Annotated in this window: 15 protein-coding genes and 1 tRNA gene; 6 read left to right on the top strand and 10 right to left on the bottom strand. The window is 59.8% G+C overall.

Annotated elements, in window-relative coordinates; all coding sequences use genetic code 11:
• Window positions 1–428 precede the first annotated feature (428 nt).
• Entirely contained in the window at window positions 429–5,123 is a 4,695-nt protein-coding gene (locus tag AAY81_RS10085; RefSeq protein ID WP_082867820.1) for an InlB B-repeat-containing protein, read from the top strand.
• A 258-nt stretch (window positions 5,124–5,381) separates the two neighbouring features.
• On the opposite strand, the gene AAY81_RS02630 is transcribed toward AAY81_RS10085, so the two are convergent.
• Window positions 5,382–5,609, bottom strand: a complete 228-nt coding sequence (locus AAY81_RS02630; RefSeq protein ID WP_143117332.1) for a hypothetical protein — start codon at window positions 5,607–5,609, stop codon at window positions 5,382–5,384.
• Window positions 5,610–5,767: 158 nt separating this feature from the next.
• Here AAY81_RS02630 and AAY81_RS02625 point away from each other — a divergent pair, with 158 nt between their 5' ends.
• Window positions 5,768–7,873: a M13 family metallopeptidase gene (locus tag AAY81_RS02625; RefSeq protein ID WP_066661047.1), complete on the top strand. Its 2,106-nt coding sequence runs from the start codon at window positions 5,768–5,770 to the stop codon at window positions 7,871–7,873.
• Window positions 7,874–7,961: 88 nt separating this feature from the next.
• Complete coding sequence (locus tag AAY81_RS10080; RefSeq protein WP_082867819.1) at window positions 7,962–9,026, top strand: M15 family metallopeptidase; 1,065 nt, start codon at window positions 7,962–7,964, stop codon at window positions 9,024–9,026.
• Window positions 9,027–9,542: 516 nt separating this feature from the next.
• Here the strand turns inward: AAY81_RS10080 and AAY81_RS02615 are convergent.
• Window positions 9,543–9,618, bottom strand: a tRNA-Ala gene (locus AAY81_RS02615).
• 149 nt (window positions 9,619–9,767) lie between these two features.
• Between AAY81_RS02615 and mazG the strand changes: the two genes are divergently transcribed.
• Window positions 9,768–10,697, top strand: coding sequence for a nucleoside triphosphate pyrophosphohydrolase (gene mazG, locus AAY81_RS02610; protein WP_066661044.1), 930 nt, complete (start codon window positions 9,768–9,770; stop codon window positions 10,695–10,697).
• A gap of 84 nt (window positions 10,698–10,781) precedes the next feature.
• On the opposite strand, the gene AAY81_RS02605 is transcribed toward mazG, so the two are convergent.
• Window positions 10,782–13,685: an insulinase family protein gene (locus AAY81_RS02605; protein ID WP_066661042.1), complete on the bottom strand. Its 2,904-nt coding sequence runs from the start codon at window positions 13,683–13,685 to the stop codon at window positions 10,782–10,784.
• A 117-nt stretch (window positions 13,686–13,802) separates the two neighbouring features.
• Between AAY81_RS02605 and AAY81_RS02600 the strand changes: the two genes are divergently transcribed.
• Entirely contained in the window at window positions 13,803–14,198 is a 396-nt protein-coding gene (locus tag AAY81_RS02600; protein ID WP_066661040.1) for a hypothetical protein, read from the top strand.
• Between the two features lie 233 nt (window positions 14,199–14,431).
• Here AAY81_RS02600 and AAY81_RS02595 read toward each other — a convergent pair whose 3' ends face one another.
• The 5 genes from AAY81_RS02595 to AAY81_RS02575 all read right to left on the bottom strand — a co-directional run bounded on the left by AAY81_RS02595 (window position 14,432) and on the right by AAY81_RS02575 (window position 20,230).
• Complete coding sequence (locus AAY81_RS02595; RefSeq protein WP_066661038.1) at window positions 14,432–14,749, bottom strand: CDP-alcohol phosphatidyltransferase; 318 nt, start codon at window positions 14,747–14,749, stop codon at window positions 14,432–14,434.
• A gap of 114 nt (window positions 14,750–14,863) precedes the next feature.
• Complete coding sequence (locus AAY81_RS02590) at window positions 14,864–16,198, bottom strand: peptidase U32 family protein (protein ID WP_082867818.1); 1,335 nt, start codon at window positions 16,196–16,198, stop codon at window positions 14,864–14,866.
• Window positions 16,199–17,986: a proline--tRNA ligase gene (locus AAY81_RS02585; RefSeq protein ID WP_066661035.1), complete on the bottom strand. Its 1,788-nt coding sequence runs from the start codon at window positions 17,984–17,986 to the stop codon at window positions 16,199–16,201.
• A 99-nt stretch (window positions 17,987–18,085) separates the two neighbouring features.
• A complete protein-coding gene (ispG, locus tag AAY81_RS02580) occupies window positions 18,086–19,150 on the bottom strand; it encodes a flavodoxin-dependent (E)-4-hydroxy-3-methylbut-2-enyl-diphosphate synthase (protein ID WP_074777196.1) in 1,065 nt (354 codons plus the stop codon).
• Window positions 19,151–19,153: 3 nt separating this feature from the next.
• Window positions 19,154–20,230, bottom strand: coding sequence for a site-2 protease family protein (locus AAY81_RS02575; protein ID WP_066661032.1), 1,077 nt, complete (start codon window positions 20,228–20,230; stop codon window positions 19,154–19,156).
• Window positions 20,231–20,421: 191 nt separating this feature from the next.
• Between AAY81_RS02575 and AAY81_RS02570 the strand changes: the two genes are divergently transcribed.
• A complete protein-coding gene (locus tag AAY81_RS02570; protein WP_066661028.1) occupies window positions 20,422–20,862 on the top strand; it encodes a hypothetical protein in 441 nt (146 codons plus the stop codon).
• A 365-nt stretch (window positions 20,863–21,227) separates the two neighbouring features.
• Here AAY81_RS02570 and AAY81_RS02565 read toward each other — a convergent pair whose 3' ends face one another.
• Complete coding sequence (locus AAY81_RS02565) at window positions 21,228–21,977, bottom strand: phage tail tip lysozyme (protein ID WP_156501480.1); 750 nt, start codon at window positions 21,975–21,977, stop codon at window positions 21,228–21,230.
• Between the two features lie 249 nt (window positions 21,978–22,226).
• Window positions 22,227–23,903 (bottom strand): FAD-dependent oxidoreductase, encoded by a 1,677-nt coding sequence (locus AAY81_RS02560; RefSeq protein WP_066661025.1) that lies wholly within the window; start codon window positions 23,901–23,903, stop codon window positions 22,227–22,229.
• Between the last annotated feature and the right edge of the window lie 62 nt (window positions 23,904–23,965).

The raw sequence follows: 23,965 nt of genomic DNA, 5'->3' as shown, positions 1-23,965 counted from the left end.
AAGGGGCTGTCATGGAACGCAGCGGAAACCAACCCGCGCCTCGCAAAAGCGCCTTAGAGCAAACAAGACACACTCAATAGCTGGACTGGAAACGCACGTTTCCAGTCCAGCTTCTTTTATAGAAAACAGGCGATCACCGCCCCACGGCACACCCCGTCACACGACGCAGCCCATCACAAACCCGAACCACCACGCAAACCCGAACCAGCAACCAAAATGGGGCGCTCCAGGCACTTTCGCGAGGTTGCTCCAACAATGTCATCGGTAAAGTAACATTCCGCCTCTTCCCTCTCCGCATATAAAACCCCGCGAGTATCATTCAGAGACAATGGGGCATTTGCGCTCTCCGGCGCATCGCGTCGGCAGCATCCAAGCATGGCGCACTTGGTCAGAGCGCTGGGGTAACGGGTCAAAAGAGAGGGGCAGCCATGAAGAAGCGATTAAGGGCATTCATCTGCGTGTTGTGCGTCCTCGCCCTAACGGTGACGCCAACATTTGCCGCATGGGGCGATAACGTCTCATACGGTGAAATGAGAGCAACATCTCAGCAGTACACCGATGGCAGCAATACGCAAATCAAGTCGTTTACGCTTAACGACACGTTCAATTACGAGACCCTGGGCAGTGATTCCGGCAAGACGACGCTCACGCTCAGCACGAACAACCTGCAGGACATCGTGAAGACGAAACTGATGCCCCAATGGAGCGGTATCGCAGCCAGCGTCTTTCGCGATCAGGCAACCCAACTCGTCGACCTCTACGGGGAAGAACCCATCGGAGAGAATATGTCGCAGATCGGCTTCGACGCCTATTTCAACATGAACAGGGGCGAAACCAAGTACAAGGACGAAGTCTGGAGCACCTACAGCCTCAAGAGCAAGCTCGAGCAAACGACTGGGTCCCACGCAGGTAAACGCGGATATGACCAGCTCAGCGTTTCGGGCGTCAAGAGGATCTCGAAGCTAAACGACGCACGCAATCTGATGGCCCAGTCGCTCTACGATTGCCAAAACACCACGGGAGCCCTCTCGGTTCAAGAATTCCTTGATGCAGATGAAGCTGGCGAGACAAGGCTTGAAGGCCTCGATTCGGACGACGCGATGCCTGGCTTCGCAAATGTCGTCACCGCCGTCAACTGCAAGGGCAGCTCGGCGAATTTCGACTACGTGTCATTCGGCATCGTGTTCTATGACTTCCAGCCGGTTCCCGTAGCCGCAACGGGTCTTCAGTACGTAAGCGGACCTACCCCCACGGGCGACGTCGTCCCCGGGGCCGCGAACAATTCCGTGATCACCAATGGCTCGGCACAGGACATCCTGCATTCTGCCGTGCTGGGAGATTCCGTCACGCAAACAACCACCACGAACCTGTCTGGCCTTGCATCCTTCGAGCTGTCGGAAAACATCGGCGCGGGCATCGGCCTGAGCCAAACCGAATCCAGCTCGGAGACGAGCTTCTGGTCGGACGACACCTTTGGCAGCGGCTCGTCCACCAGCACTTCGTCGGAATCCATGTCGATGGGCCTCGACTGGGGCACCGCCTGGAAGATGGGCGGAGCGCTCGGAGCCGAGCAGGGTCATAGCGAGTCCAAGGAAGTAAGCAAGGCCGTTGAGACCACCATCTCGCTTCCCGCGCACACGGGAACGACCGTCGAGCAGGAAACGTCAACCACCACGTACGCTCAGACCTACCAGCAGCCCGCTGTCCTGAGCTACAAGGTTGCCATTTATGCCATGAGCGGCGATTTCTATTCCTCTTCCGCCTTTGGTGGCATCGGTGGAATCAATACCAGCGACTACGATAAGCAGTCCATGGTCATCAAGTTCGACACGAACGATTCGGAAAAGCCCTCCTACGGATGCGCAGCAACTGACGACCTGTATTGCCGCGTAACCAACAACAACCAGGTTGATAGCTACGATATTTCGAACGACCGCACGTACACCACCCATAGCACCGCATGGGGTTGGGAAAAGAGCGAAGAGATTCACTGGGGCAACGTAGCCGAAACGGCTCGCGACTACTACGGCGTTGACGTCCCCGCGCTTTCCAAGCAGAACTTCTTCTACGAGTCCCCGGGCAAAGTGGAGTCGAAAACCGACAAGACGACCTCGCACGTTGCCTCAACGTATCCTCTGTACAACCTAGCCTCCGTCAAGACGCCGAAGGCGAATTACGTTCTGTACGACAAGAACATGCTGGATCTCGACTCCATTACCGTCGAAGGCTACAACAGGTACAGCGTGCCCTTCTACGGATTCACGTCGGACTGGGGCGAATGGCAGCTCTGCGACGAGAAGGGTGCTGTCTACAGCAACAAGACCCTGGCCAGCGAGAGCGCGGCAGGCAAGTTCCTCTACGACAGCGAAACGCGTACGCTCGCACCCAAGTCGAACGCGGAAAGCCAAAGCATCTACATTAGGTGGGTCATCAAAGATGGCGTAACCCAGGTTACGAACGAAAGCCCCAACGGCCAGGATCTAACGAACCTGAACAACGTGCCCACGAATGACAACCCGGCTCTCACCCCCGTCGTGAGAATCGACATCGTGAATACCGGCCTTGACAATCCGCATATCTCGGCATCAGGCGGCTATGCCGGCTTCTACCGCACGCCCATCAACCTGAACGACACGATGAACTACGTGGTAACCAACAAGACCGGCAAGAAGATCGATACGCAGGTACGCTGGGAAAGCTACGAACTGGAATCAGAGGGCATCGTTGTCAATGAGGGTACCGGCGATGTCCAATTCACGCAGCCGGGCGTCTACCATGTGCGCCCATTCGTCGTAAACAACGACGGTGACCAGGTCGTTCCTCTAACGAGCGACGGCGACTACGACTGGCTTACCGTCACGGCCACCGAGCACAATCTGACGCACTACGACGCGAAGGCCCCGACGGATTGCACCGGCGGAGACGCGTACGGATGGATTGAGCACTATAGGTGTTCCGATTGCGGCAAGTACTTCCTGGATGCGGAAGGCTCCGTCGAAGCCGCTGAGGACGACGTCATCATCCCGCCGACCGGCCATAACTGGGGCGAGTGGACTCCCTCCAATGATCCTGGCGTAGAAAAGCGCGTGTGCAAGAACAACGCGAACCACGTAGAGTACCGCAACGTGTATACCGTGACGTTCGACATGAACGAACCAGATAACGCGCCCGCGGCAGCCCAGGGGCAGCCGGATGCGCAGACCTTTACGTCCGACGCGACCGCATCGGTAAAGGTCCCGACGGCACCCACGCTCACGGGTTACACGTTCGAGGGTTGGTGCACGGACGAAGAAGGCAATAATCCCTACGACTTCAGCGAGCCCGTTAGCGCGAGCATGACGCTGTACGCCAAGTGGGCCCCCGTCAAGTACACGATTGCCACCATGGCCGTCGTGAACAAGACGGCACCCGACGCAGATGGCGGAACGCAGCAGGTGATCACGCCCGCAACCGGCAGCTACATCTACTTTGGGGATCCCGCTACCGACGAACAATATCTCGATGACGAAAACTACCTGTACTTCTACACGGAGGCAGCCTATGGAGAGACCGTCGAAATGACGGTATCCCCGGCAGCTAAGTTCGGCATGAGCGAAATCTGGGCAATTCCGGTTCTGGCCGTTTCCGATACGGATGCGTCCGTCGGCGAAGCCTTCGAACCGGAACAAGTGAGCGACAATGTCTACAAGGTCACGATGCCCGCTTCCGACCTTGCCGTCATGGGCGGCTTCGTTCAGGAGCGCATAGACGTAACGTACAATGCTGGCACCCTTTCGGGCAATCCAAACGTCGGCCTTCCGTCTGACGAGGAAATCCAATGCGGACACGCGATTGACGGACTCGATGGAAAGACGCCAACGCTTTCAGGGGATCTTGCAAATACCACCGAATTCGCCGGTTGGTTCACCGACGAGGAATTGACGAAGCCCTGCCTGTCCAACACGGCGATTACGGCAGACACGACGCTCTACGCCAAGTGGGTAGACAAGATCAATCCTCCCACGCTGCGCACCGTAACCTATACGTTGGTATATAGTCCCACGGTCGATATCGCCCCCGATGTGGCCAGCTACTCCATCGAAGACGGAACCACGGCGTATAACCCGACGGAGGACGTATACGCCCTTGCCGACGACAGCACGCAAGCGCAGTACACACTCCTCGAAGGCGATAAGTCCTGCTGGTTCAAGGGAGACGGAACCACTACCCCCGACTTCTCGAACGCCGAATCCTTCGACTTCGATACGGCAGTGAGCGAAAACACCTACCTGTACGCGCAGGTAGTGCCTCGCACCTACACCGTGACGTACTACGATGGCAACACGCAGCTGGGAACGCAGGAAGTCGAATACGGCACCCACATCAGTCAGTCTGATGCCGACGCAAAGGCTCCCCACAAGGACGGTCAGGCGCTTGCCGGCTGGACCACGAACGGAACCCTGTGGGCCTTCGGGGAAGATAGCGTTACCAGCAACCTGGCCCTGTATGCCAATTGGGACTACGAGGTGACATTCAACGCCAACGGCCATGGCACGGCGCCCGATACCCAGGTCGTGAAGTACGGCGAAAAGGCAACGAAGCCGAACGACCCGACGGCTGAAGGCTACGACTTCGGCGGCTGGTTCACCGATGCGGCCTGCACCCAGGCCTACAACTTCGATGATGAAGTAACGGAAGGCGTGACGCTCTACGCGAAGTGGACCGAAACGAATCCCACTTCCGTTGCCATGCACCGCCTGTACAACCCCAATGGCGGCGAGCACTTCTACACGGCCAGCGACGAGGAGCGCGACGGCCTGGTGAAGCTTGGCTGGCAGTACGAGGGCACCGGCTGGACGGCACCCATCACGAGCAACACGCCCGTGCACCGGCTGTACAACCCCAACGGCGGCGACCACCACTACACCATGAGCGCCGAGGAGCGCGACTGGCTGGTCTCGCTCGGCTGGAAGTACGAGGGCATCGGCTGGTACTCCGACGACGCCAAGACCGTCAAGCTCTACCGCGAGTACAACCCCAACGCCCAGTCGGGCTCGCACAACTACACCACCAGCCTCGAGGAGCACAAGAACCTCGTGAAGCTGGGCTGGCACGACGAGGGCACTGCCTGGTACGGCCTGTAAGTAGCCCCTTGAAGAGGGCATGAGACTCAACGGGGCGTGATCGCGGAAAGGACATAGAAGCACACGCCCCATGAGGGAATAGCTCAAACGAAGAATGGACGCGGAGACGTAAGCTCCCGCGTCCATTCTCGTTTCCGGAAGGCAATACGGGCTTGCCAATAAAAGCGAGCGCTGACATGCGCACAGAAACGACAGGCGGACGCCGACATGCCCCTACGACCCCGACGTCCGCTTGCAAACGCAGCGATTCGAATATCGCTAACGAAAAAGCACCCCGCCAACCATGATCACGAAGAGCACGACCATAGCAACGACGAAAACAAATCCGGACAGGGTCAAAATGATCAACATGGCTCGTATCAAGCAGCCGCCGCAACCGCCACCGCCGCTGCCGCCAGCACCAGAGCCTCCCCTGCCTCGCAGAAGATCGTACATGGTGCCTTCAGGAATACCGCTCATACGAGCTCTGTTGCTTTCATCAGTCATGCTCGCATTATAAGCCCATCAACGCATACGCAACGCTTGCCGCGCCGCCTTCCGTGAAATAGGTCTGCGATGATACCATTTACGCATCCGCAACAGGGAGCGGAATCGCTGCTCGCCGAACAGGCAGCACGCCGTCAGACAACGGCAAGGAGGGAACCATGAAACTACTCGAGAAGATAACCGCATTGGCGCTCGCCTTGGCAATGGCCACGACGCTCGCAGCATGCAACGGCACCACCACCTCAACAAGCACAAGCACCGATACGTCATCCACCGCCTCGAGCAACCTTGCGGGAAAGCCCTGGATCACTACGAACCTGCAGGGCAACCTGCCAAGCGAGCAGCCCAGCGCGAAAGACGACGTGTATGCACACTACGCCTACGATTACCTCTCGAGCCACCAGGAAAACCCCAGCTCGGCAATAACGGACCACGCGGGCGAATTGCAAACCGCAATCACCTCCCTGGTCAAGAACGAATCCGCAACCGGCCACGACATCGAGCAGCTGCGCATCCTCTACAACCAAGCAGCCGACACGGAAGCGCTGCAGGCTGCGGGAATCTCGGAAATCCAGCCCTATCTCGATCGCATCGATGCCGTTACCTCAATCGACGAAATGAACGAGCTCATCACGAGCAGCGACTTCCCCTTCGACCCGTTCATCCAGGCAAACATTTCCACCAATGACACGCGCACCACGAACATCGTCGCTATCAACCCGAACCTCGTTCTATGCGACGTCCTCACCGATGGCGGCACGTACTACCAGGAATCCGACGACCAGCAGACCCAGCAAAGCCTGGATAGCGCCATGCAAACGCTTGCCATATACCCCACAATCGACTTCATGAGCACGGGAATGGAACAACAGAACGCGGGAACGGCAGCTTCGACGATCGTCGCCTTCGAAAAGGCCCACGGCAAGTACGTCGACAGCCCCAGCACGTACGTCATGGCCGATTACGGTGCAATGGCGGACGCAGCACGCGATAGCTATTGCACGCTCGACGAATTGTGCGCCCTTTCGCAAAACTTCCCCATGCGCGCCGTCATCGACAAGATGGGCAAAGGCGGCTCCGAAACGTACGTCGTCACGAAGAAGTGGCTCACGGCCTTCGATGGCATGTGGACTGCCGACAACCTCGACGCCATCAAGACGGTGGCCAAGGGAGCGATCCTCAAGGAAACACGTCCCTATCGCGACCCAAGCACCATGAACGAAGTGCTCGCGCAGTACGGAGCAACCGCACCCGATGCCGACACCTTCGCCTACAACGCATGCACGAGCATCGACACGCTTGCCAACGTCGCCGCCGAGGCATACGTCGAGAATGCGTTGAGTGCCCAGGCGAAAACCCGCCTCGGCAATCTTGCGCAAAACCTCGTGAACGAATACAAGGACCTCGCCAACAGCACCTCGTGGATGAGCGAGGAATCCAAGCAACGCGTCATTGAGAAACTCGACAACATGACCCTGAACGTGCTGGAACCCACGGGCGGATACTACGATTACAGCGGTCTGAACCTCACCCCCACCGATCAGGGCGGAACGCTCTTCTCCAACTACCTGAAGTGCAAGCGCTATCGTGAAGCATACGACAACAAGCTCATCGGGCAGCCCGCCATTGCGGCCTCGCCGTGGTATGCCATAAGCCCCACCACGAATAACGCGTTCTACGACTCGATGAGCAATTCCATCAACATCATGCCCGGCTTCATAACGAGCCTCATCTATTCCGACGACATGACCGAAAGCGAGCTGATAGGCACCGCCGGCTGGACCATCGCGCACGAAATCAGCCACGGCTTCGACTACATGGGCTCGCAGCTTGACGCATACGGAACGCCCAGCCCCGTCTACACCGAAGGCGACATCGACAAATTCGTGCTGAAATCCTCGACGCTCGCCCTGCGCTACTCGCAAATCGAAGTCGCACCCGGCCAGATGGTATCCGGCGACATGGTTGCCGCAGAAGCGACCGCCGACCTATGCGGCGTGCAGGCATGCCTCGAGCTCGCCTCGAAAACCGAGGGGTTCAACTACGACGAATACTTCTCAACCGTTTCGAACATGTGGGCAAGCGTTCTCTCGCCAAGAGCAATGCAGCAATCGGTTCTCGATACCCATCCGCTTAGCGCCCTGCGCGTCAACGTGAGCCTCCAAATGCTCGACGCAACGTATGAACGGCTTGGTGTTACCGAGGGCGATGGCATGTACCTAGCGCCAGAGGAACGCATTGTTATCTGGGGCGATAAGGCATAGGGGAACACGCGAGGGCCGCAGGGGCAAGGCAGGCGGAACCAGCAAGCCCCTGCCGGCTTTCCGAACAAGCGAAACAGGAGGGCCAGCCATGAAGCCAAAGCTAGCGATTGCAATACTCTGCGTTGCGGTGTGCGCGATGCTCGCCGGATGCGGAGGCAATGCCACCTCGACGTCGAGCTCCCCTCAGTCGACACAACCCTCGTCAACCGCATCGAGCACCACCCAACAATCCCAGGGAATCGACTACCTCGCCCTGGTGAACAAGCTCAACGCCCTGCCGGACGGCTGGGAAGACGCCCTCGAAACCGTGCACTTCACCAATACGGTAGGCGACGACGTCGAAGTCGAGAAGAAGGCCTACGACGCCTACCTGGAGCTGAAGGCAGACCTTGAGAAGGAAGACGTGCACGTTGACCTTGATTCGGCACGACGTAGCGTGGCCGAGCAGGAACGCATCATGGCCGACTTCACCGAAAAGTACGGCGCCGACTACGCGAAGAAGACCGTGGCCACGCCGGGATACTCCGAGCATCACACCGGCCTCGCGCTCGACCTGTACCTGATCGTCGACGGCCAGGACGTCACTGAGAACGAGGACATGGTGCAGTATCCCGAAATCTGGCAGAAGATACACGCCAAACTCGCCGAGCACGGCTTCATCCTGCGCTACCTGGAAGGCGACGAGCACATCACGGGCTACGGCTACGAGCCCTGGCACATCCGTTACGTAGACGATCCGGCCATCGCGAAGGAAATCACGGAACAGGGCATCACCTTCGAGGAATACAAGGCCGGCAAGGTAGCTCCCGAAGTGTCCTACGACTTCGGCAATTCCAGCCTCTACACTCGCGAGGAGCTTGAAGAGGCTGCCGTTCAGGCCAAATGCGAATTCGCCACGTTCGCGGGCTGCGAGCTACATTCCCTGCGCTACGCCGGCGACGCATGCAACACGCCCGAGAATCTTGCCTGGCTGAACAGCCTGGACGAGGGCAAGAACTACACGCAGGTCTGCGAACTCGTTTCCGACTTCCACTCCCCCACGAGCAGCACCGAACCAACCGCCTGGAACCTAGACACGGAGTACACCGACTACCAGTGGTGGCTTGCCCGCACGAGCGACGGCGGATGGCAGCTCCTCTCGTACGGATACTAGCCCGCAGTTCAAAATGGGTCCCTTTGAGTGTTTGGTGGAGCATAGGGGGACGCGGCAGCCGCGGCGCTTCGCTTGCGTCTGCGGACGTCGCGCTTCGCGCTCCTTTGTGCACAGCCCACTGGGCTGTGCACCCCTCTCGGGGTTCGATCCCCCTATGCGCTGGAGAATTCCGCTCAGGGTGCCCCAGATAGCCCCGCCGCGAGGCCGTAGCGTACTGACGCTACGTAAGGCCGAGCGCAAGGGGCTAGGTGGGGTGCACTGTGCGGAATAACGAAAAGGGACCCATGAAATGGGTCCCTTTGAGTGTTTGGTGGAGCATAGGGGGACGCGCATGCTGCGCCTGCGGCGCAGCATTCCGGCTTCGCGCTTACGCGCTCCGCCCGAAAGCCTACGTTCGCCCCACTGGGGCGAACGCTTAACGGCTTTCGCCCTCTCGGGGTTCGATCCCCCTATGCACGTCCGACACGGACCTGAGGGAATAAAAAAACAGGCCCATTTCTGGACCTGTTGGCAATTTGGTGGAGCATAGGGGGATCGAACCCCTGACCTCATGGCTGCCAGCCATGCGCTCTCCCAGCTGAGCTAATGCCCCGTGAAGCGTTGCTTATATTAACAGACCCAAAAAATCGGTCAAGCGTCGTTTGTAATTTCTTCACAAGTCGCCGCATCGCACACTGAGCAGGCTTCACAACTCCGAACTCGCGTATCATACAAGGCATGAAATTCGCCTAAGGAGGCTCCATGTCCGAAGAAGCAACTCGCACGCCCCAACCCGTCCCCAACCCCGCTACCGCAGCAAACCACCCCGAGTTCAATGCATTCGTGGAAACCATCGCCACGCTGCGCAATCCCAACGGCGGCTGCCCTTGGGACCTGAAGCAAACGCATCAGAGCACCGCAAAGAACATGATCGAAGAAGCCTACGAAGCCGTCTCGGCCATCGATGAGGGCGACGCCGACCACATGCGCGAGGAACTGGGCGACGTGCTACTCGAAGTCGTCTTGCAAGCGCAGATAGCCGCAGACGCAGGCGAGTTCACCATCGACGACGTGGCGCACGACGTGAACGAGAAGATCGTCCGCCGTCACCCCCACGTCTTCGGCGCGCAGGCGGCCATGGAAGCCGCCGGGCTCAGCGAAGAGGAAGTGGCCTCCGCGCAAACGGCAGACGAAGTCGTGGACCTCTGGGATGTCATCAAGGGTCACGAACGCAAGCTGAAGGATGCGGCACGCGCCGAAAAGCTCCGCGCCGCTGGCTTGGACCCGAACGCACCTCGCGGACTCCTGGAAGACGCCTCGCGCGAGCAACCTGCCCTCATGCGCGCCCAAGAGGTATCGCGCAAGACGGTGAGCGTGGGCTTCGAATGGGAATCCACCGAAGACGTCTGGGCAAAGGTCGAAGAGGAAATCGCCGAGTTCAAGGCAGCCGAACCACGTTCGGCCGAAGCGGAACTCGAATTCGGAGACATCCTATTCGCGCTGGTAAACGTGGCACGTCGCGAGCACCTCGACGCCGAAACGTGTCTGCGACGCACCTGCGACAAGTTCCAGCGCCGCTGGGAGCACATGGAAGCCACGGCCCATGCCAGCGGCAAGCGCATCGACGACTACGACACGCAAGCGCTCAACGACCTGTGGAACGCCGCAAAGAAGGCAGAATCCGCCCAGTAAGCCGCCAACGCCAAGGACCCCAACCGGAACCATCCGGTTGGGGTCCTCCATACGAGACCATCTAACGGGCTATAGCCCACTCCCCTACATGAGCTCGATGCGCTGATCGAACTTCGTCTTCGCCTTGTCGATAATATCGGCACTGCCAAAAACGCAGATGGCGGATGAGTCCGCCAACACGCGCAACGCGTCGGCATAGCCGCGAAGCACCTCGGGCGTAACGGCAAGCTTTTCCGCGCGCATCTGCTCGCGGAAGTCGGGGGCGCGATGGGCAAACACGCACGCGTCGCCACGACGTGCCACCATGCGCGGCTTCGTAGGCGCATCGTGTGCCGCAACGGTGCTCACAATGTAGCCCTCCATCTCGTCGTCGGACGGATCAAATTCGGCAAGCCAATCGGCAGCCGCATCGTAGCGCTCGAGCGTCTCATCGATTCGCGGGTCGCGGAACGAATGGAATCGGGCATAGCCAATGGGCATGCGGCGGAACCCGCAGCCATAAGCGCCACCCTTCACGCGCACTTCGTTCCACAGGTAGTCGAACGAAAGCGCATTCGAAAGCACCGACCACGCGCCGCCATACGGGGCGACATCGCGGAGATTGGCACCCTTGCCCACATACACCACATCGCCTGGCGTGATAAACGCCTCGCGGCGCACCTGGGGCGCGGGGATCTGCAGCACGGATTCCCGCGAACCTTCCGGCAGGCCAAGCGTTCCCGCGGCGCTGACAAACGCCCCAAGCTCCTGCGGCGTGCCCGTAAAGCTTATCGTGCAATTTGCCTGCGTGAACACGCGCTCACGCACGTCATTCAGGCGAGCCACCAACTCTTCGAAGCGCTCATCGAAATGCTCGAGCAAATCCTTCAGGAACAGGTAGAAGTCGACGCCATGAAGCTGCTCGTCGAGCACGCCCGACGTATACAGGTACGAGGAAATGCGCGAGGCGGCCTTTGTGTGGCCCATGCCCATGAACGCCTGCTCCATGTCAATGCGCTTCTGCACGAGCGCGTCGCGCACGCGCGTCTTATCGTTGAAGTCGGTGTGCTCCCATACTTCGCGCGGAATGGATGCAAGGGAATCGAGCTCTTCTGAAAGGGCGCTTGCGGAAACGACGAACCGCGGCGTGATGTCCTCGGGATCCTTGCTGTTCACGTGCACTTCCGCGAAGAAGCGCAGTGCGCCCAAATGCTCGCGCGTCCACACGTCCACCTGAGCGGCGGAGCGCGTATCGGTACCCAGCACGCCTAGCAGCTGCGCCATGACCTCAGCGTAAGGAATGTCTTCCCAGGTAAGGCCATTCATGCCGAAATAGGCGTACAGATAGTTGATGCCGCGCGTGGGAATGTCGTGATACAGATACGGCAGCGGTAGGTCGTCGCACCGCACCGTTTCCGGATCGGGAACCGCGGGCCCAATGTCGCTCACGTGCAACTGCGGCAGCGTGGAGAGCGCCTCGGGGGAATCGGGAGCCTCCTGACGAGCACGCAGCGCTTCGACGTCGGCATGCACCTGTGCTCGGTCTTGCTCGCCCATAGCCTGCTCGCGCTCGGCAAGCTCCTTGGCTTCCTCGGCAGCAGCACCCTCTTCGGACGTAGCCTGCAAATCCACGAGCGCCTTGTGGTCGCTGCGCAGCACCAGGCTTTCCAGCAGGTCTTCGAAATAACGACCCTTCAGCCCCTCGCGCATATGCGCCAACGGCTCTTCGTAATGCAGGTACGTCGTTACATCGTCATCGCTGTACAGCCAGCCGGAAAGCGCGCTCATGGCAAGCGCCACGCCATCGGCCATGCCGCGATCGCGCTCGCGCAGGGAAAACGCCATCTGGGCAAGAGAAGCCTGCAGCACATCGCGCGGAATGCCCTCTTCTACCAGGCGCTTCGCCTCGGTCTCGATAACCTCCATGAACTTCTGCGCCACCTGAGGCTTCGCATTGCGCAGGACGAACATGGCACCTGGTTGCGCCTGGGCGTCCAGCAGATAGCCCGTAGCGTCGCCGCCCAGGCCAGCGTCGAGCACCGCACGCTTGATGGGCGATTCGTTGCCACCCATCAGGGCGTCCAGCAGGATGTCGCACGCCAGCACGCGCTCGAAATCATGCGACTCCCCCACCACGTAGGCAAGACCCACGCAGGCGTTATCGGGCGACGTCGTCATCTTCACCACGTTGTCGAGAGAAACTCGCGAATCGGCATGGCCCCGCGGATTGGGCGCCTCTTGCGTACGCGGTTCGCAGCAGCTCAGATAGCGCTCGTCCAAAAAGCCCAGCATACGATCGACGTCGACATTGCCGTACAGCACGATGTACGAGTTATCCAGGCGATAGTGACGCGCATGCGTATCCAGGAACTGATCGTACGTAAGCTGGGGGATGGCACGAGGCGTGCCGCCGCTTTCGAACTCATAGCACGTGCCCGGGAAGAGCGCCCGGTTGACAGCGTGATACAGCACGCTTTCCGGGTCGGAAAGGGCACCCTTCATCTCGTTGAACACCACGCCGTTGTACGACAGGCGCTCGGTGCCATCCTCGCGCGGCTCCAGCTCGTAATGCCAGCCTTCCTGCTCGAAGATAGCCTTGTCGGAATAGATGGCCGGATGCAGTACTGCATCCAGGTACACGTCCATGAGGTTGAGCAGGTCCTGCTCGTTCGTGCTAGCCACGGGGTACATCGTCTTGTCGGGGAACGTAAGCGCGTTCAGGAACGTCTGCATGCTCGTGCGCAGCAGGTTCACAAACGGCTCTTTCACGGGGAAGCGATCGGAACCGCAAAGCACGGAATGCTCCAGAATGTGGAACACGCCCGTGTCGTCGACGGGCGACGTGCCAAACGCTATGGAGAACGCCTTGTTCGTGTCTTCGTTCTTCAAGTACAGCAGCCGAGCGCCGCTTTTCGCATGTCGCATGACAATGGCGTCGCCATCGATTTCGGCAAGCGATTCTGTACGCTCGACGCGAAAGCCGTGCAGCTCATCGTTGGGTTGAAGCATTATGCCTCCTAGCTAAATCGATTTTCGAGGGCAACTATAGCACTACGTCCGCAGCAACCTACGCGTCGTTGAGCAATGGTTGCGCTATCATGGAAGCATCAATCGAAAGGGGCTTTCATGGAAACACTGACAGACCGCCAGAAACTGATTGCAAACACACTCATCGATTGGGCGCGCGAGCACAAGGGCGAAGCCGCGCACGACATGATCATCGAGGAAAACGAACTCGCGAAGCTCCTCGGCGATGCAAGCTGGAAACGCGCCAACAACGAAGACCTCTTCGTCCTCTGCGCATACTGCAGCCGCAAGGAGTATCCCATGATCCCCTTGCTCGTGGTTATCCCAGGCCTGCGCAAACCTGAAAAGCCGCTCATGACGCACGCGTTCAAGGCCACGCTTCCCGCCGCGGAAAATGCCAAGCGCTGGGACGCCGCGCTGAAGGACATCAAGAAAACCAAGGTCGCCACCTGGGACGAATTCAAGAAGAACATGCAGCCCGCATCTGCGGAATAGCATTCTTCCCCACCCCAAACAATGCGATGGGCCGGGCGGTCGAAACCGTCCGGCCCATCTTTCATGCGCATACGGCAGCGTGGGAGGGACACTACCGAAGTGGCATTCGCCCTACCTGGCTACTACGCGCTCTTACCCGCAATATGCTCGGCAGCCATCTTGCCCGTGAACAGCGCGCGAACCGAAAATAGAAAAGCCGGGGCGCACGCGCGCCCCGGCCTGGCAGGTGGCCGCTAGTCGAAATCCTTGACCGAGCCTTCGCTCGCGAAGAACGTGGCATCGGCAAACAGATCCTCGATGCTTTCGCCTTCTTCCGTAAAGGGAACGTGCAGGAACTCATCAATCGTGGGAACCAAATCGGAGCAATCGACGTAATGCGCCTTCTCGTTCAGCTCGTTGGTGTCTTGCACGCGCCATGCGTGCGAATTGACATCGGTGAGGTAGTACGTATACACCCCAACCTGCATATACGCCGCGTGACTCACACGAAGGTACGTCTTCAGGTCGTCAATCGTGGCAATATCCAACGCTTCCTCGGCACGCTTTCCCATACAGCATCCCTTTCTCCCTAGATGGATATAGGGGAAATGATACCGCAATTGAGTGCATTCATTTGCGACATGCAGCAAGGCAGGCAGCAAATGGAGCGAGTAGTTGCGCAGAAGCTACTTGGTGGTGCGACTTGCCCGCTGAATGCGGAAGATGGTATGACGCTCCACGGGGAACGGAATATCGAACGCGTAAAGCTCCATGGTGCGATTCGCGCAGTTCACGGGCATCTCAAGCGGCTGCGGAGAAGTCGGCTGCCACTGCGGCCGTTCACGCTCGTCGATGGTAACCTCTTCATAGGGCATATGGCACACGTTCAGTGCTAGGCACGTGCGCACCGGCTCGTGCGGGGCAAGCACCTCGAGCTCGCTGCCCTCCCAGAAGCGGTTGCGGCACAGGCCCACCACGCGCCAAACATCACCCTTGGGCTCGCATTCAAGCACATCGAACGCCCAATCGTACGGACGGATGTACGCATCACTCTCGGGCGTCTGATGCGCGGGGCCAAAGTAGAAGCCCGTACCATAGGGGCGGTGCGATACGGTTTCCAGCTCGCCCGCGAATGCGGCTGGGTCGGCGCCATCGAGCACCTGACGATACGCGTTGACCACCGTGGCAACATAGAAGGCGCGCTTGTTGCGACCCTCGATCTTCACCGAATCGACCCCGATGCGACGCAGCTCGTCCAGATGGGCAAGCATGTTCATGTCCTTGGCGTTCAGCATGTAGCTGCCACGCTCGTCTTCCTCCACGGGGAAGAACTCACCCGGGCGCTTTTCCTCCACCAGGGAATACTTCCAGCGGCAGGGCTGCGTGCAATTGCCATCGGTGGCGCTGCGACCGGTAAGGTAATCGCTAATGAGGCATCGACCAGAAATGGCCATGCACATGGCACCATGCACGAACACTTCCAGCTCAAGCTCACGCGGAAGCTCCTCGCGCATGGCGGCGATGTCGGCTAGGCTCATCTCGCGAGCGCACACGATGCGCGACGCGCCCAGCTCGTGCCACACCAGGGCCGACTGGGCATTCGAGACGCTTGCCTGAGTGCTCACGTGAATCTGCACGTGCGGAGCGTACTGGCGCGCCATGCGCAGCGCGCCCAAATCGCTTACCAGCACCGCATCGGCGCCCGCTTCGTCAATAGCCTGCAAATAGCGGGGCAGATCATCGAAGTCGGCGCGATGCATCTGGGCGTTCACCGTAACGTGCACATGCACGCCATGGTCGTGGGCATACCCCACGACCTGCGGCAAATCCTCCAGGCTGAAGTTTGTTGCACGCTTGCGCAGCCCGAACTTGTCGGTAGCCAAGTACACGGCATCGGCGCCGAAGCGAATGGCGTAGGCAAGCTGCTCCCACCCGCCCGCCGGGGCCAAAAGCTCGGGGGCGGGGTGTTCCTGGGAATCCTTATATGCGCCGTAGGCAGCGCCCAAGCTGGAAAACGTCATCTACTTCGTACGGGAGCGAACCGTGGTAACGGCCGCTTCCATCCTTACATTGGCAGCCTGCTCGAGGAAGGACGCAATGGGCTTGCTGGCGCGCTTGGCGAACGCCAGGGCCTCGGCGTACTCGTCGAAGGAGATGGTGGACTTCTCGCCCGTGGAGCGAACCTTCAACTCCAGTTCCTGGTTGGCTACGCCACGCTTGCCCACCACGATCTGCAGCGGCCAGCCCATGAGGTCGGCTTCGGCGAACTTCACGCCAGGGCGTTCCTTGCGGTCGTCCAGAACCACTTCCACGCCCAGCTCGGCCAACTCGCGCGCCACGCGCTCGGCCACCGGCTGCACCACGTCGTCGCCTACCACCAAAGGCAGCACGCATACGTGCGCAGGAGCAACGCTTGCAGGCCAGGCAATACCGTACTCGTCGCTATGCTGTTCCACGATGGCGGCCATGCAGCGGGAAACGCCCACGCCATAGCAGCCCATGATGAACGGCTGTTCCTTGCCGTTTTCGTCGAGGTAGGTGGCACCCATGTTCTGGCTGTACTTCGTGCCCAGCTGGAACACCTGGCCCACTTCGATGCCGCGGCACATGCTCACCGGCTTACCGCACTCGGGGCAGGTATCGCCCTCGCGCACCGTGCACAGGTCAGCCCATACGTCCACGGTGAAATCGCGACCCTGCTCGGCACCCACATAGTGGAAGCCGTCTTCGTTGGCACCAACCACCCAATGGGCAATGCCCTGCAGGCTGCTATCGGCAACGATGCGCACGCCCGCAGGCAGGCCCACGCAGCCGATGGAACCCTTGGGCAGACCAGCTGCCTCGAGCTCCTCGTCGGACATGAGCGCGAAGCCGTCGATGACGCGTTCGGCCTTGAGCTCGTTCAGCTCATGGTCGCCCGGCACGAACAGCGCGATGGGGTTGCCCTCGGCGTCCTTGCCCACCATGGCCTTCACGGTGGAGCTTTCGGGGCAGTTCAGGAACGCAGCGAGTTCGGCAATGGTATGCACGCCCGGCGTTTCGATCTTCTTCAGTTCGGTTTCCGCGTACTCCGTGGGATGCGGCAGGCAAGCGGCAACTTCACTGTTCGCCGCCCAACCGCACGTGCAGCTGGCAAGCTCGGCTTCGCCAGCGTCGGCCAGCGCGTGATATTCGCACGTCACGCTGCCGCCAATCTGGCCCGAGTCGGCCTGCACGGGACGGAAGTCCAGGCCCAGGCGCTCGCAGATGCGGGCGTAGGCATCGCTCATGTCGTCGTACGTCTGCTGCAGCGATTCCTGGCTTGCATGGAAGCTGTACGCATCCTTCATGATGAACTCGCGGCTACGCATGAGGCCGAAGCGCGGGCGAATCTCGTCGCGGAACTTCGACTGGATCTGGTACAGCGTAAGGGGAAGCTGCTTATAGGACTTCAGCTCGTTGCGCACCAGGTCGGTAATGAGCTCCTCGTGCGTGGGGCCCAGGCACAGGCCATGGCCGTGGCGGTCTTCCATGCGCATGAGTTCGGGGCCGTAGTCGTCCCAGCGGCCGCTCTCATGCCACAGCTCGGAAGGCTGCAGTTCGGGCATCATGATTTCCTGAGCATCGATGGCGTCCATTTCCTGGCGCACGATGTTCTCGATCTTCTTGATGACGCGCCAGCCCAGCGGCAGGAAGCTATAGAGGCCCGTTGCGCTCTTGCGCATCATGCCAGCACGAAGCAGCAGCTGGTGGCTGACGATGTCGGCATCGTTGGGAACTTCTTTAAGCGTGGGCGCATACAGCGCGCTCATGCGCATAATCTGAGTCATCTGGAATCCTATCTGTCTACAACGCGCCTATATTAGCGCAAACACACGGCGCGCCTAGCATTTTCAACGAATGAGCGAACGTGAGAGCCCGGCAAGCGTCTACTTCTGAGGAAGCTTGGCAATTTCGGCCATGAGCGCCTCGACGATCTGGTCTTCGGGAACTTTGCGCAAGGTGCTTCCGCCCTTGAAGATGACGCCCTGCCCTGCCCCGCATGCCACGCCGATATCGGCATCGGCCGCCTCGCCGGGGCCATTCACCACGCAGCCCATAACAGCCACCTTGATGGGGTTCGCCACATTGCGCAGGCGCTCGTCGACTTCCTTGGCCAAACCGATGAGGTCCACCTGGCAGCGGCCACACGTGGGGCAGCTTACCAATTCGGGGCTGCGACGACGCAAGCCCAGCGCCGAGAGCAACGACCAGCAGGCATGGATTTCCTGCACCGGGTCGTCGGTAAGGGAAATGCGCATGGTGTCGCCAATGCCCTCTTCCAAAAGAATGCCCAGGCCAGAAGCGGATTTCACCAAACCCTGGAAAAGCGTGCCCGCTTCGGTGACGCCAATATGCAGCGGAACCTGGGGCAGGCGGCGAGAAAGCAGACGGTACGCCGCCACCGTAGTGGGAACGTCGCTGGCCTTCGCCGAAACCACCAAGTCGGTAAAGCCCCTGCCCTCGAAGTACTCCACGTACCCCGCGGCGCTCTCCACGAGCTTTTCGGGCAGCGTAAGGTCGTCACGCTCGGCAAGGGCATCGTCGAGCGAGCCGGCATTCACGCCCACGCGAATGGGAATGCCCGCTTCGCCTGCGGCATCGATGACGGCATCGGTCTTGGCAAGGCCACCGATGTTACCGGGGTTGATGCGCAGCTTCGCCGCTCCCCTACGAGCCGCTTCGATGGCAATCTGCGCATCGAAATGAACGTCGGCCACCACGGGCAACGGGGACTCCTCGCAGATACGCTGGAACGCGTCGAGACAATTGCGTCGCGGAATGGCAACGCGCACGATTTCGCAGCCCGCATCGGCCAGACGCTGAATCTGGCTAAGATTGGCCTGCACGTCGTCGGCGGGCATGCACGCCATGGACTGCACGGCACACGGAGCGCCCCCGCCCACGGGCACCGACCCAACCATAACCCGACGCGTTTGCTGACAAGGTTTCACCGATTACCCCCAATTCCCGAAAATGAACCGTTGAATGTCCTGATTGAGCATGACCACGAACAGCAGCATGAACAGGGCCATGCCCACCATGCTCAACCGATTGATGGCAGTTTGTCCCACGTTGCGACGTCGAATGCGCTGGTAGATTTCCACCACGAAGCGACCGCCGTCCAAAGGCGGAATGGGCAGCATGTTCATGATTCCCAACGATACGGAAATCATTGCCGTAAACATGGAGAACGAAATAAGGCCGGCTTCGGCCGCGCTCTTCGAGAGCACCGCGATACCCACGACGCTCGTGGAATCGGAAACCGTCTGAGCGGCCGTTACGGGATTGAATAGCTGCCCAACGGCCATGATGACCATGCCGATGTAGCTGAGCCCCGCCATGATGGCACGCAGTGGATCTACCTGGATATGCACGGTCTCGCCCGCGGAATTCGTGGCGTCAACGCCCACGAACGAATAAACGATCACGAATACGAGCAGGGCAAACAACAAGTTCACACCCGGACCGGCCAGCAGAATGACGCAGCGCTTCCAAAACGGCAGGGAACGATACTGCTTGCTGCGTTCCTCGTTCAGGAACGCTTCCACGTCGCTAAGCGGCGGACGAGGATCGCCTTCCTTGTACGAGCCGCCATCGCACGCCGCTTTCGACGACAACGTGCGATACGTGTTGTACTTGTCGCGCCCATGCGGGCCCGCGATGGTTCCCCATTCCGAAAGCTCGTCGAGCGCGTGATACGCCTCGTCGTCGGAAATGCCCAGCTCTTGGGCAACATCTTCCATCTTCACAACGCCGCGCTCGCGCACGAAGGCCAACGTGCCCGCCAAATGCGGGCTTTCTTCGCCCGCTTCCATACCGCAAACGCGAGCGTAACCACCCAGGGGCACAGCCGTCACGCCAAAGCGCGTGCCCTTGAACATGAAGCCCACGCGCGGACCAGGCAGACCAACCATGAACTCGGTGACGCGCACTCCAAATGCGCGCGCAGCCAGAAAATGGCCGCCCTCATGTATCACGACGAGAATGCCAAGCACAATCGCGCAATACAGAATCATCAGCAAGACATCCATGCACGTAATCCTTTCAAGCCCGCATACGGGGCGAATCGCTATGCCTTGCCATTATAGAAGCCCGCATGCCCACGCGCCCAAGCAGTCGCAAAAGCCCACGATACCGTAATCCAGTTGATGCAGTCCCCGCCCTGGCTGGCCGACGCGCTGTTACGTTCCCGTTGCCGATAAACCTAGCCAACCTCTAACACATGACCTATATACCGCCTTATTTTTCTCGGGTCGGCAACGTCTTCTATTCGCTTTGGTCTATTTTTCTGTACTTTATGAGTTTACTTTTTTGCACTAATGACTATAATCTGAATCAAATGCAGCACTTAAACGCAACACACACCCTCGTGGGCTTGCTCACGTCAGACACCTATCGCCTGCTTCAGCTCTTGAGCAAACTACAGGTAGGTACGGTGGATGGTGAGCGAGTCCGCGAGAGCCAGGAAGAGATTGCCGAACTCTTCCACGTCAGCAAAGGAAAGCTGAACCCACTCATGCAGGCATTGGTTGCGGTTGGGTGCATTCAGAAGTACCGCGCACGAAGCGGCTACGTCGTAACCCCGCTGGGAACCCAAGTGATCGACTACATCGATCAACTCAATGCCATGGAACAGGAACAGCAGCAATCCAAGCTGGCATAGGCACGGTAGTTGGGGTTGGCAGCGTGGAGAGGGGCTCCCATGTTCCTATCGTCCAAACGAGTGTTTGCGGGTAAGGGAAATCTAAAACAAGAGCCGTTGTGCCCATATCTCTCAAGCGAGGGTGGGTATCGCAGCATGAATGCGAAGCAGCCAGATATGGCCCAGACGGGTCCCATTCCGCGTATACAGGGCACGGGCCCCATGCGCCCCTTCGCACGCATGCGCAGCGTAAACGTGCAGGCAGCCATGATGCAGCACTTGCTCTAGCAGCGCGCACAACAGAATAAACCCCCTAGGCGCCCGGCGTTCCTCGGCTGGGCGCCTTACTTTATGCGCCCCAGCGTATGCCCGCCCCACGCTGGGCGTTATTCACTCTGAGTAAAGCCCTCGTAATAGCTCGCCGCGAACAACTGACGCTTGGAAAGCTGCTGAAGAGATGTGTACTTGCCGCTGGTCAGCTCGCTGGCGATGGCGCTATAGTCGCTGCCCCCTACGCAGCGTTCGTAGGCAAGGGCGAAGTACTCGGTCGCGTCGTCTACGCTCTCGTACGCTTTGAAAGCATCGAGCGCCGTGCCATACCCCGCAAGGTACATATCCAAGGCGGCAGCGTAATCGGCCGCCTCCCCGCCGCCCGACAACTCGCCGTAGGCAAATTCGATCTGCGTACGCGTGTCACTCCATGCTGTGCCCTTGGCCTGCGCATACGCGTACAGGAATTCAAAGCGATCGCCGCTTAGCATGAACAGGCCATAGTATTTCCCATCGCATGCATTGGGCTCGAAACCGCTTTCCTGGCGAATATTGCCCATGATGGCCGCAACATGCGTGGCGTCGAGGCCTTGTGCGAAGAGGTACTGGGAGACGATGTCCTCGTCGGCAGCATCGTCGTCATCATCGCCTTCAAGCGGCTCGCTTTCATCGCGAACATCGGTGACAACCCCGTCCGCAGGCTGGTCGTTGGGCTGCTGGGTGCACGTAACGACAATGCCGGCAACGGCAAGCACCAGCAGGACCGCAATCACCGCAAGGCCCAAGGCCAGAGAGCGACCAGAATCGACCCCTGGCGCAGCACGACGAACGCTCGGACGACGCATCTTGCTTCCCTGTGAACCCATGCGCTCCCCTACCTCCGAATGGCGTTTGGCACGATGATACGGCACGCGCAGAACGCGAACAAGGGACGGGTGAACAGGGGACGGAGGATAGTTCACGGTTTCGCCCACGCAAAGCCCCTGCTCATCGCGTGAACAAACCTCCGTCCCCCGTTCACCCACGCCCCGCGCGCGCAAAAGGCCCGCTGCGGGAGGCAGCGGGCCCGGCATGCGACCCTGGGAGGGGGCGGGCCGCATATGGAAGGCGAAGTACTAGGCGCCGAGCACCTGGCCGATGGTGTAGCCCATCAGGCAGTTGCGCGTATGCGAGAAGCAGTTCAGATTATGCGGATAGGTGTTGTAGAACATGCCACCCGACGTGAGGCCCGCGGCGAAGAGACCCTCGATGGGGTTGCGGTCGTGGTCAAGCACGCGGCACTCGGTATCCACCAGCAGGCCGCCCGCCGTGCACAGGCCGTCGGCGAATTCCTTGGTGGCGTAGTACGGAGGCGTGTCGAGCGTCATCATCATGTCGCCCGGGAAGTTGAAGTCTTCGTCCTTGCCCGCAGCGGCCATTTCGTTCCAACGCTTCACCGTGGCAACGAGAGCATCTGCCGGCACGTCAATCTTCTTCGCCAGCTCCTCAATGGTGTCAGCCTGCACGGCGTTGGGGCTCGTTGCAGCGGCAACCCACACTTCCTTGGGGCCATAGCAAGAAGAGCTGGGCGTCCAGATCTTGTCGATCTTCGTGGCCAGGGCGCTATCCACGATGTAGTAGTCATATGCCTCGGGCTGCGCCTGGATGGCCAAGGCCAAGTGGCCATAAGGCTCGTACTCGGGCGTGAAGCGCTTGCCCAGCTTGTTCACGCGCATGTAGGGCATAAGCTGCTCGGGGTCGAGCATGATGGCCTGCGGGAACTCATCTTCCGCCGCACCAACGGCCAAGCCCATCTGGTGGCCATCGCCCGTGTTGCCAAACGCACCGGTGAGCCAGGAACCGGGCACGCTACGCGGACGGCAGCGCTCCTTGAGCATCTGCTTGTTGAACTCGTAACCGCCCGTTGCGAGCACCACGCCCTTGGCGCAGTTGTACTTCTCGTAGCCATCGCTACTCTTCACGATAACGCCCGTAACCTTGCCCGAAGAATCCTGAACAAGCTGGCACGCAGGAGTGTTGTAGCGAATCTTGACGCCCGCCTTCTCCAGGATGCCGGCCAGGATGCCCGCAAGCTCACCAGCAGGATACGGCAGGTTGATGGATGTGTTCCACGAACGAGACAGCGAGGTCTTATCGTACTGCTCGCGGAAATCGGGGAAATCGCCCGCGGCGAACGTGAGCTTGTAGTCATCGAGATTCTGGTTGTCGAAATGCCCGATGTACCAGTCCACCGCCTCGCTGCACTTCTCGATCCAATGCGTATACAACGTCATGTCGCCCTGGAAGGCGCTATCGATCATGGCGTCGGCCAGGAAGGCATCGGTGTCGTACGTCATGCCCCAATGCTGATGCACCTTGGTGTTCAGGCCGCCGATGGTGGCGGAATTATAGTTGCCCTTGGACTGCTTTTCCACGGCAACCGTGTTCAGGCCAGCTTCTGCGCACGCCAGCGCAGCGGCATCGCCTGCGGGGCCCAGGCCGCACACCACGACGTCAACGTCATGCTCGGCAACGAAGTCGGTGATGGTCTCGGAAACGAAGGCAATCTGACCTTCGCCCGCAGCACCTACCTCAATCTCTTCTACAACGGGCCAAACGGCCTTGCTGGGGTCGGTGGTCTGCATGGTCCCCGACGCAGCGGTGGTCGTCGTCTCGGCGGCTTTCTCGCTGGCACCCTTCGGGCTGGAGCATCCCGTGATGCCCATGGCGGCTACGCCAGCCGCTGCCAGAGCGCCCGTGAGGAATCCGCGACGGCTCACGCCCGTCTGCTCGTTGTTGTTCTCTTGGTTCATTCTTCCCTCCTTGTCCTTTGGGCACCTCCCCGTGCCCACTGCCCGCATCATGCCCCTCGGGG

It is taken from the genome of Denitrobacterium detoxificans (assembly GCF_001643775.1).
Lineage (GTDB): Bacteria > Actinomycetota > Coriobacteriia > Coriobacteriales > Eggerthellaceae > Denitrobacterium > Denitrobacterium detoxificans.
Note: the sequence above shows the minus strand (reverse complement) of the source record. Positions and strands in the feature narration are given on the sequence as shown.

Bases quoted from the DNA above. Each gene is read 5' to 3' on its own strand.
- AAY81_RS10085 (WP_082867820.1), top strand. From the start codon at position 429: ATGAAGAAGCGATTAAGGGCATTCATCTGCGTGTTGTGCGTCCTCGCC.
- AAY81_RS02630 (WP_143117332.1), bottom strand. From the start codon at position 5,609: ATGACTGATGAAAGCAACAGAGCTCGTATGAGCGGTATTCCTGAAGGC.
- AAY81_RS02625 (WP_066661047.1), top strand. From the start codon at position 5,768: ATGAAACTACTCGAGAAGATAACCGCATTGGCGCTCGCCTTGGCAATG.
- AAY81_RS10080 (WP_082867819.1), top strand. From the start codon at position 7,962: ATGAAGCCAAAGCTAGCGATTGCAATACTCTGCGTTGCGGTGTGCGCG.
- mazG (WP_066661044.1), top strand. From the start codon at position 9,768: ATGTCCGAAGAAGCAACTCGCACGCCCCAACCCGTCCCCAACCCCGCT.
- AAY81_RS02605 (WP_066661042.1), bottom strand. From the start codon at position 13,685: ATGCTTCAACCCAACGATGAGCTGCACGGCTTTCGCGTCGAGCGTACA.
- AAY81_RS02600 (WP_066661040.1), top strand. From the start codon at position 13,803: ATGGAAACACTGACAGACCGCCAGAAACTGATTGCAAACACACTCATC.
- AAY81_RS02595 (WP_066661038.1), bottom strand. From the start codon at position 14,749: ATGGGAAAGCGTGCCGAGGAAGCGTTGGATATTGCCACGATTGACGAC.
- AAY81_RS02590 (WP_082867818.1), bottom strand. From the start codon at position 16,198: ATGACGTTTTCCAGCTTGGGCGCTGCCTACGGCGCATATAAGGATTCC.
- AAY81_RS02585 (WP_066661035.1), bottom strand. From the start codon at position 17,986: ATGACTCAGATTATGCGCATGAGCGCGCTGTATGCGCCCACGCTTAAA.
- AAY81_RS02575 (WP_066661032.1), bottom strand. From the start codon at position 20,230: ATGGATGTCTTGCTGATGATTCTGTATTGCGCGATTGTGCTTGGCATT.
- AAY81_RS02570 (WP_066661028.1), top strand. From the start codon at position 20,422: ATGACCTATATACCGCCTTATTTTTCTCGGGTCGGCAACGTCTTCTAT.
- AAY81_RS02565 (WP_156501480.1), bottom strand. From the start codon at position 21,977: ATGGGTTCACAGGGAAGCAAGATGCGTCGTCCGAGCGTTCGTCGTGCT.
- AAY81_RS02560 (WP_066661025.1), bottom strand. From the start codon at position 23,903: ATGAACCAAGAGAACAACAACGAGCAGACGGGCGTGAGCCGTCGCGGA.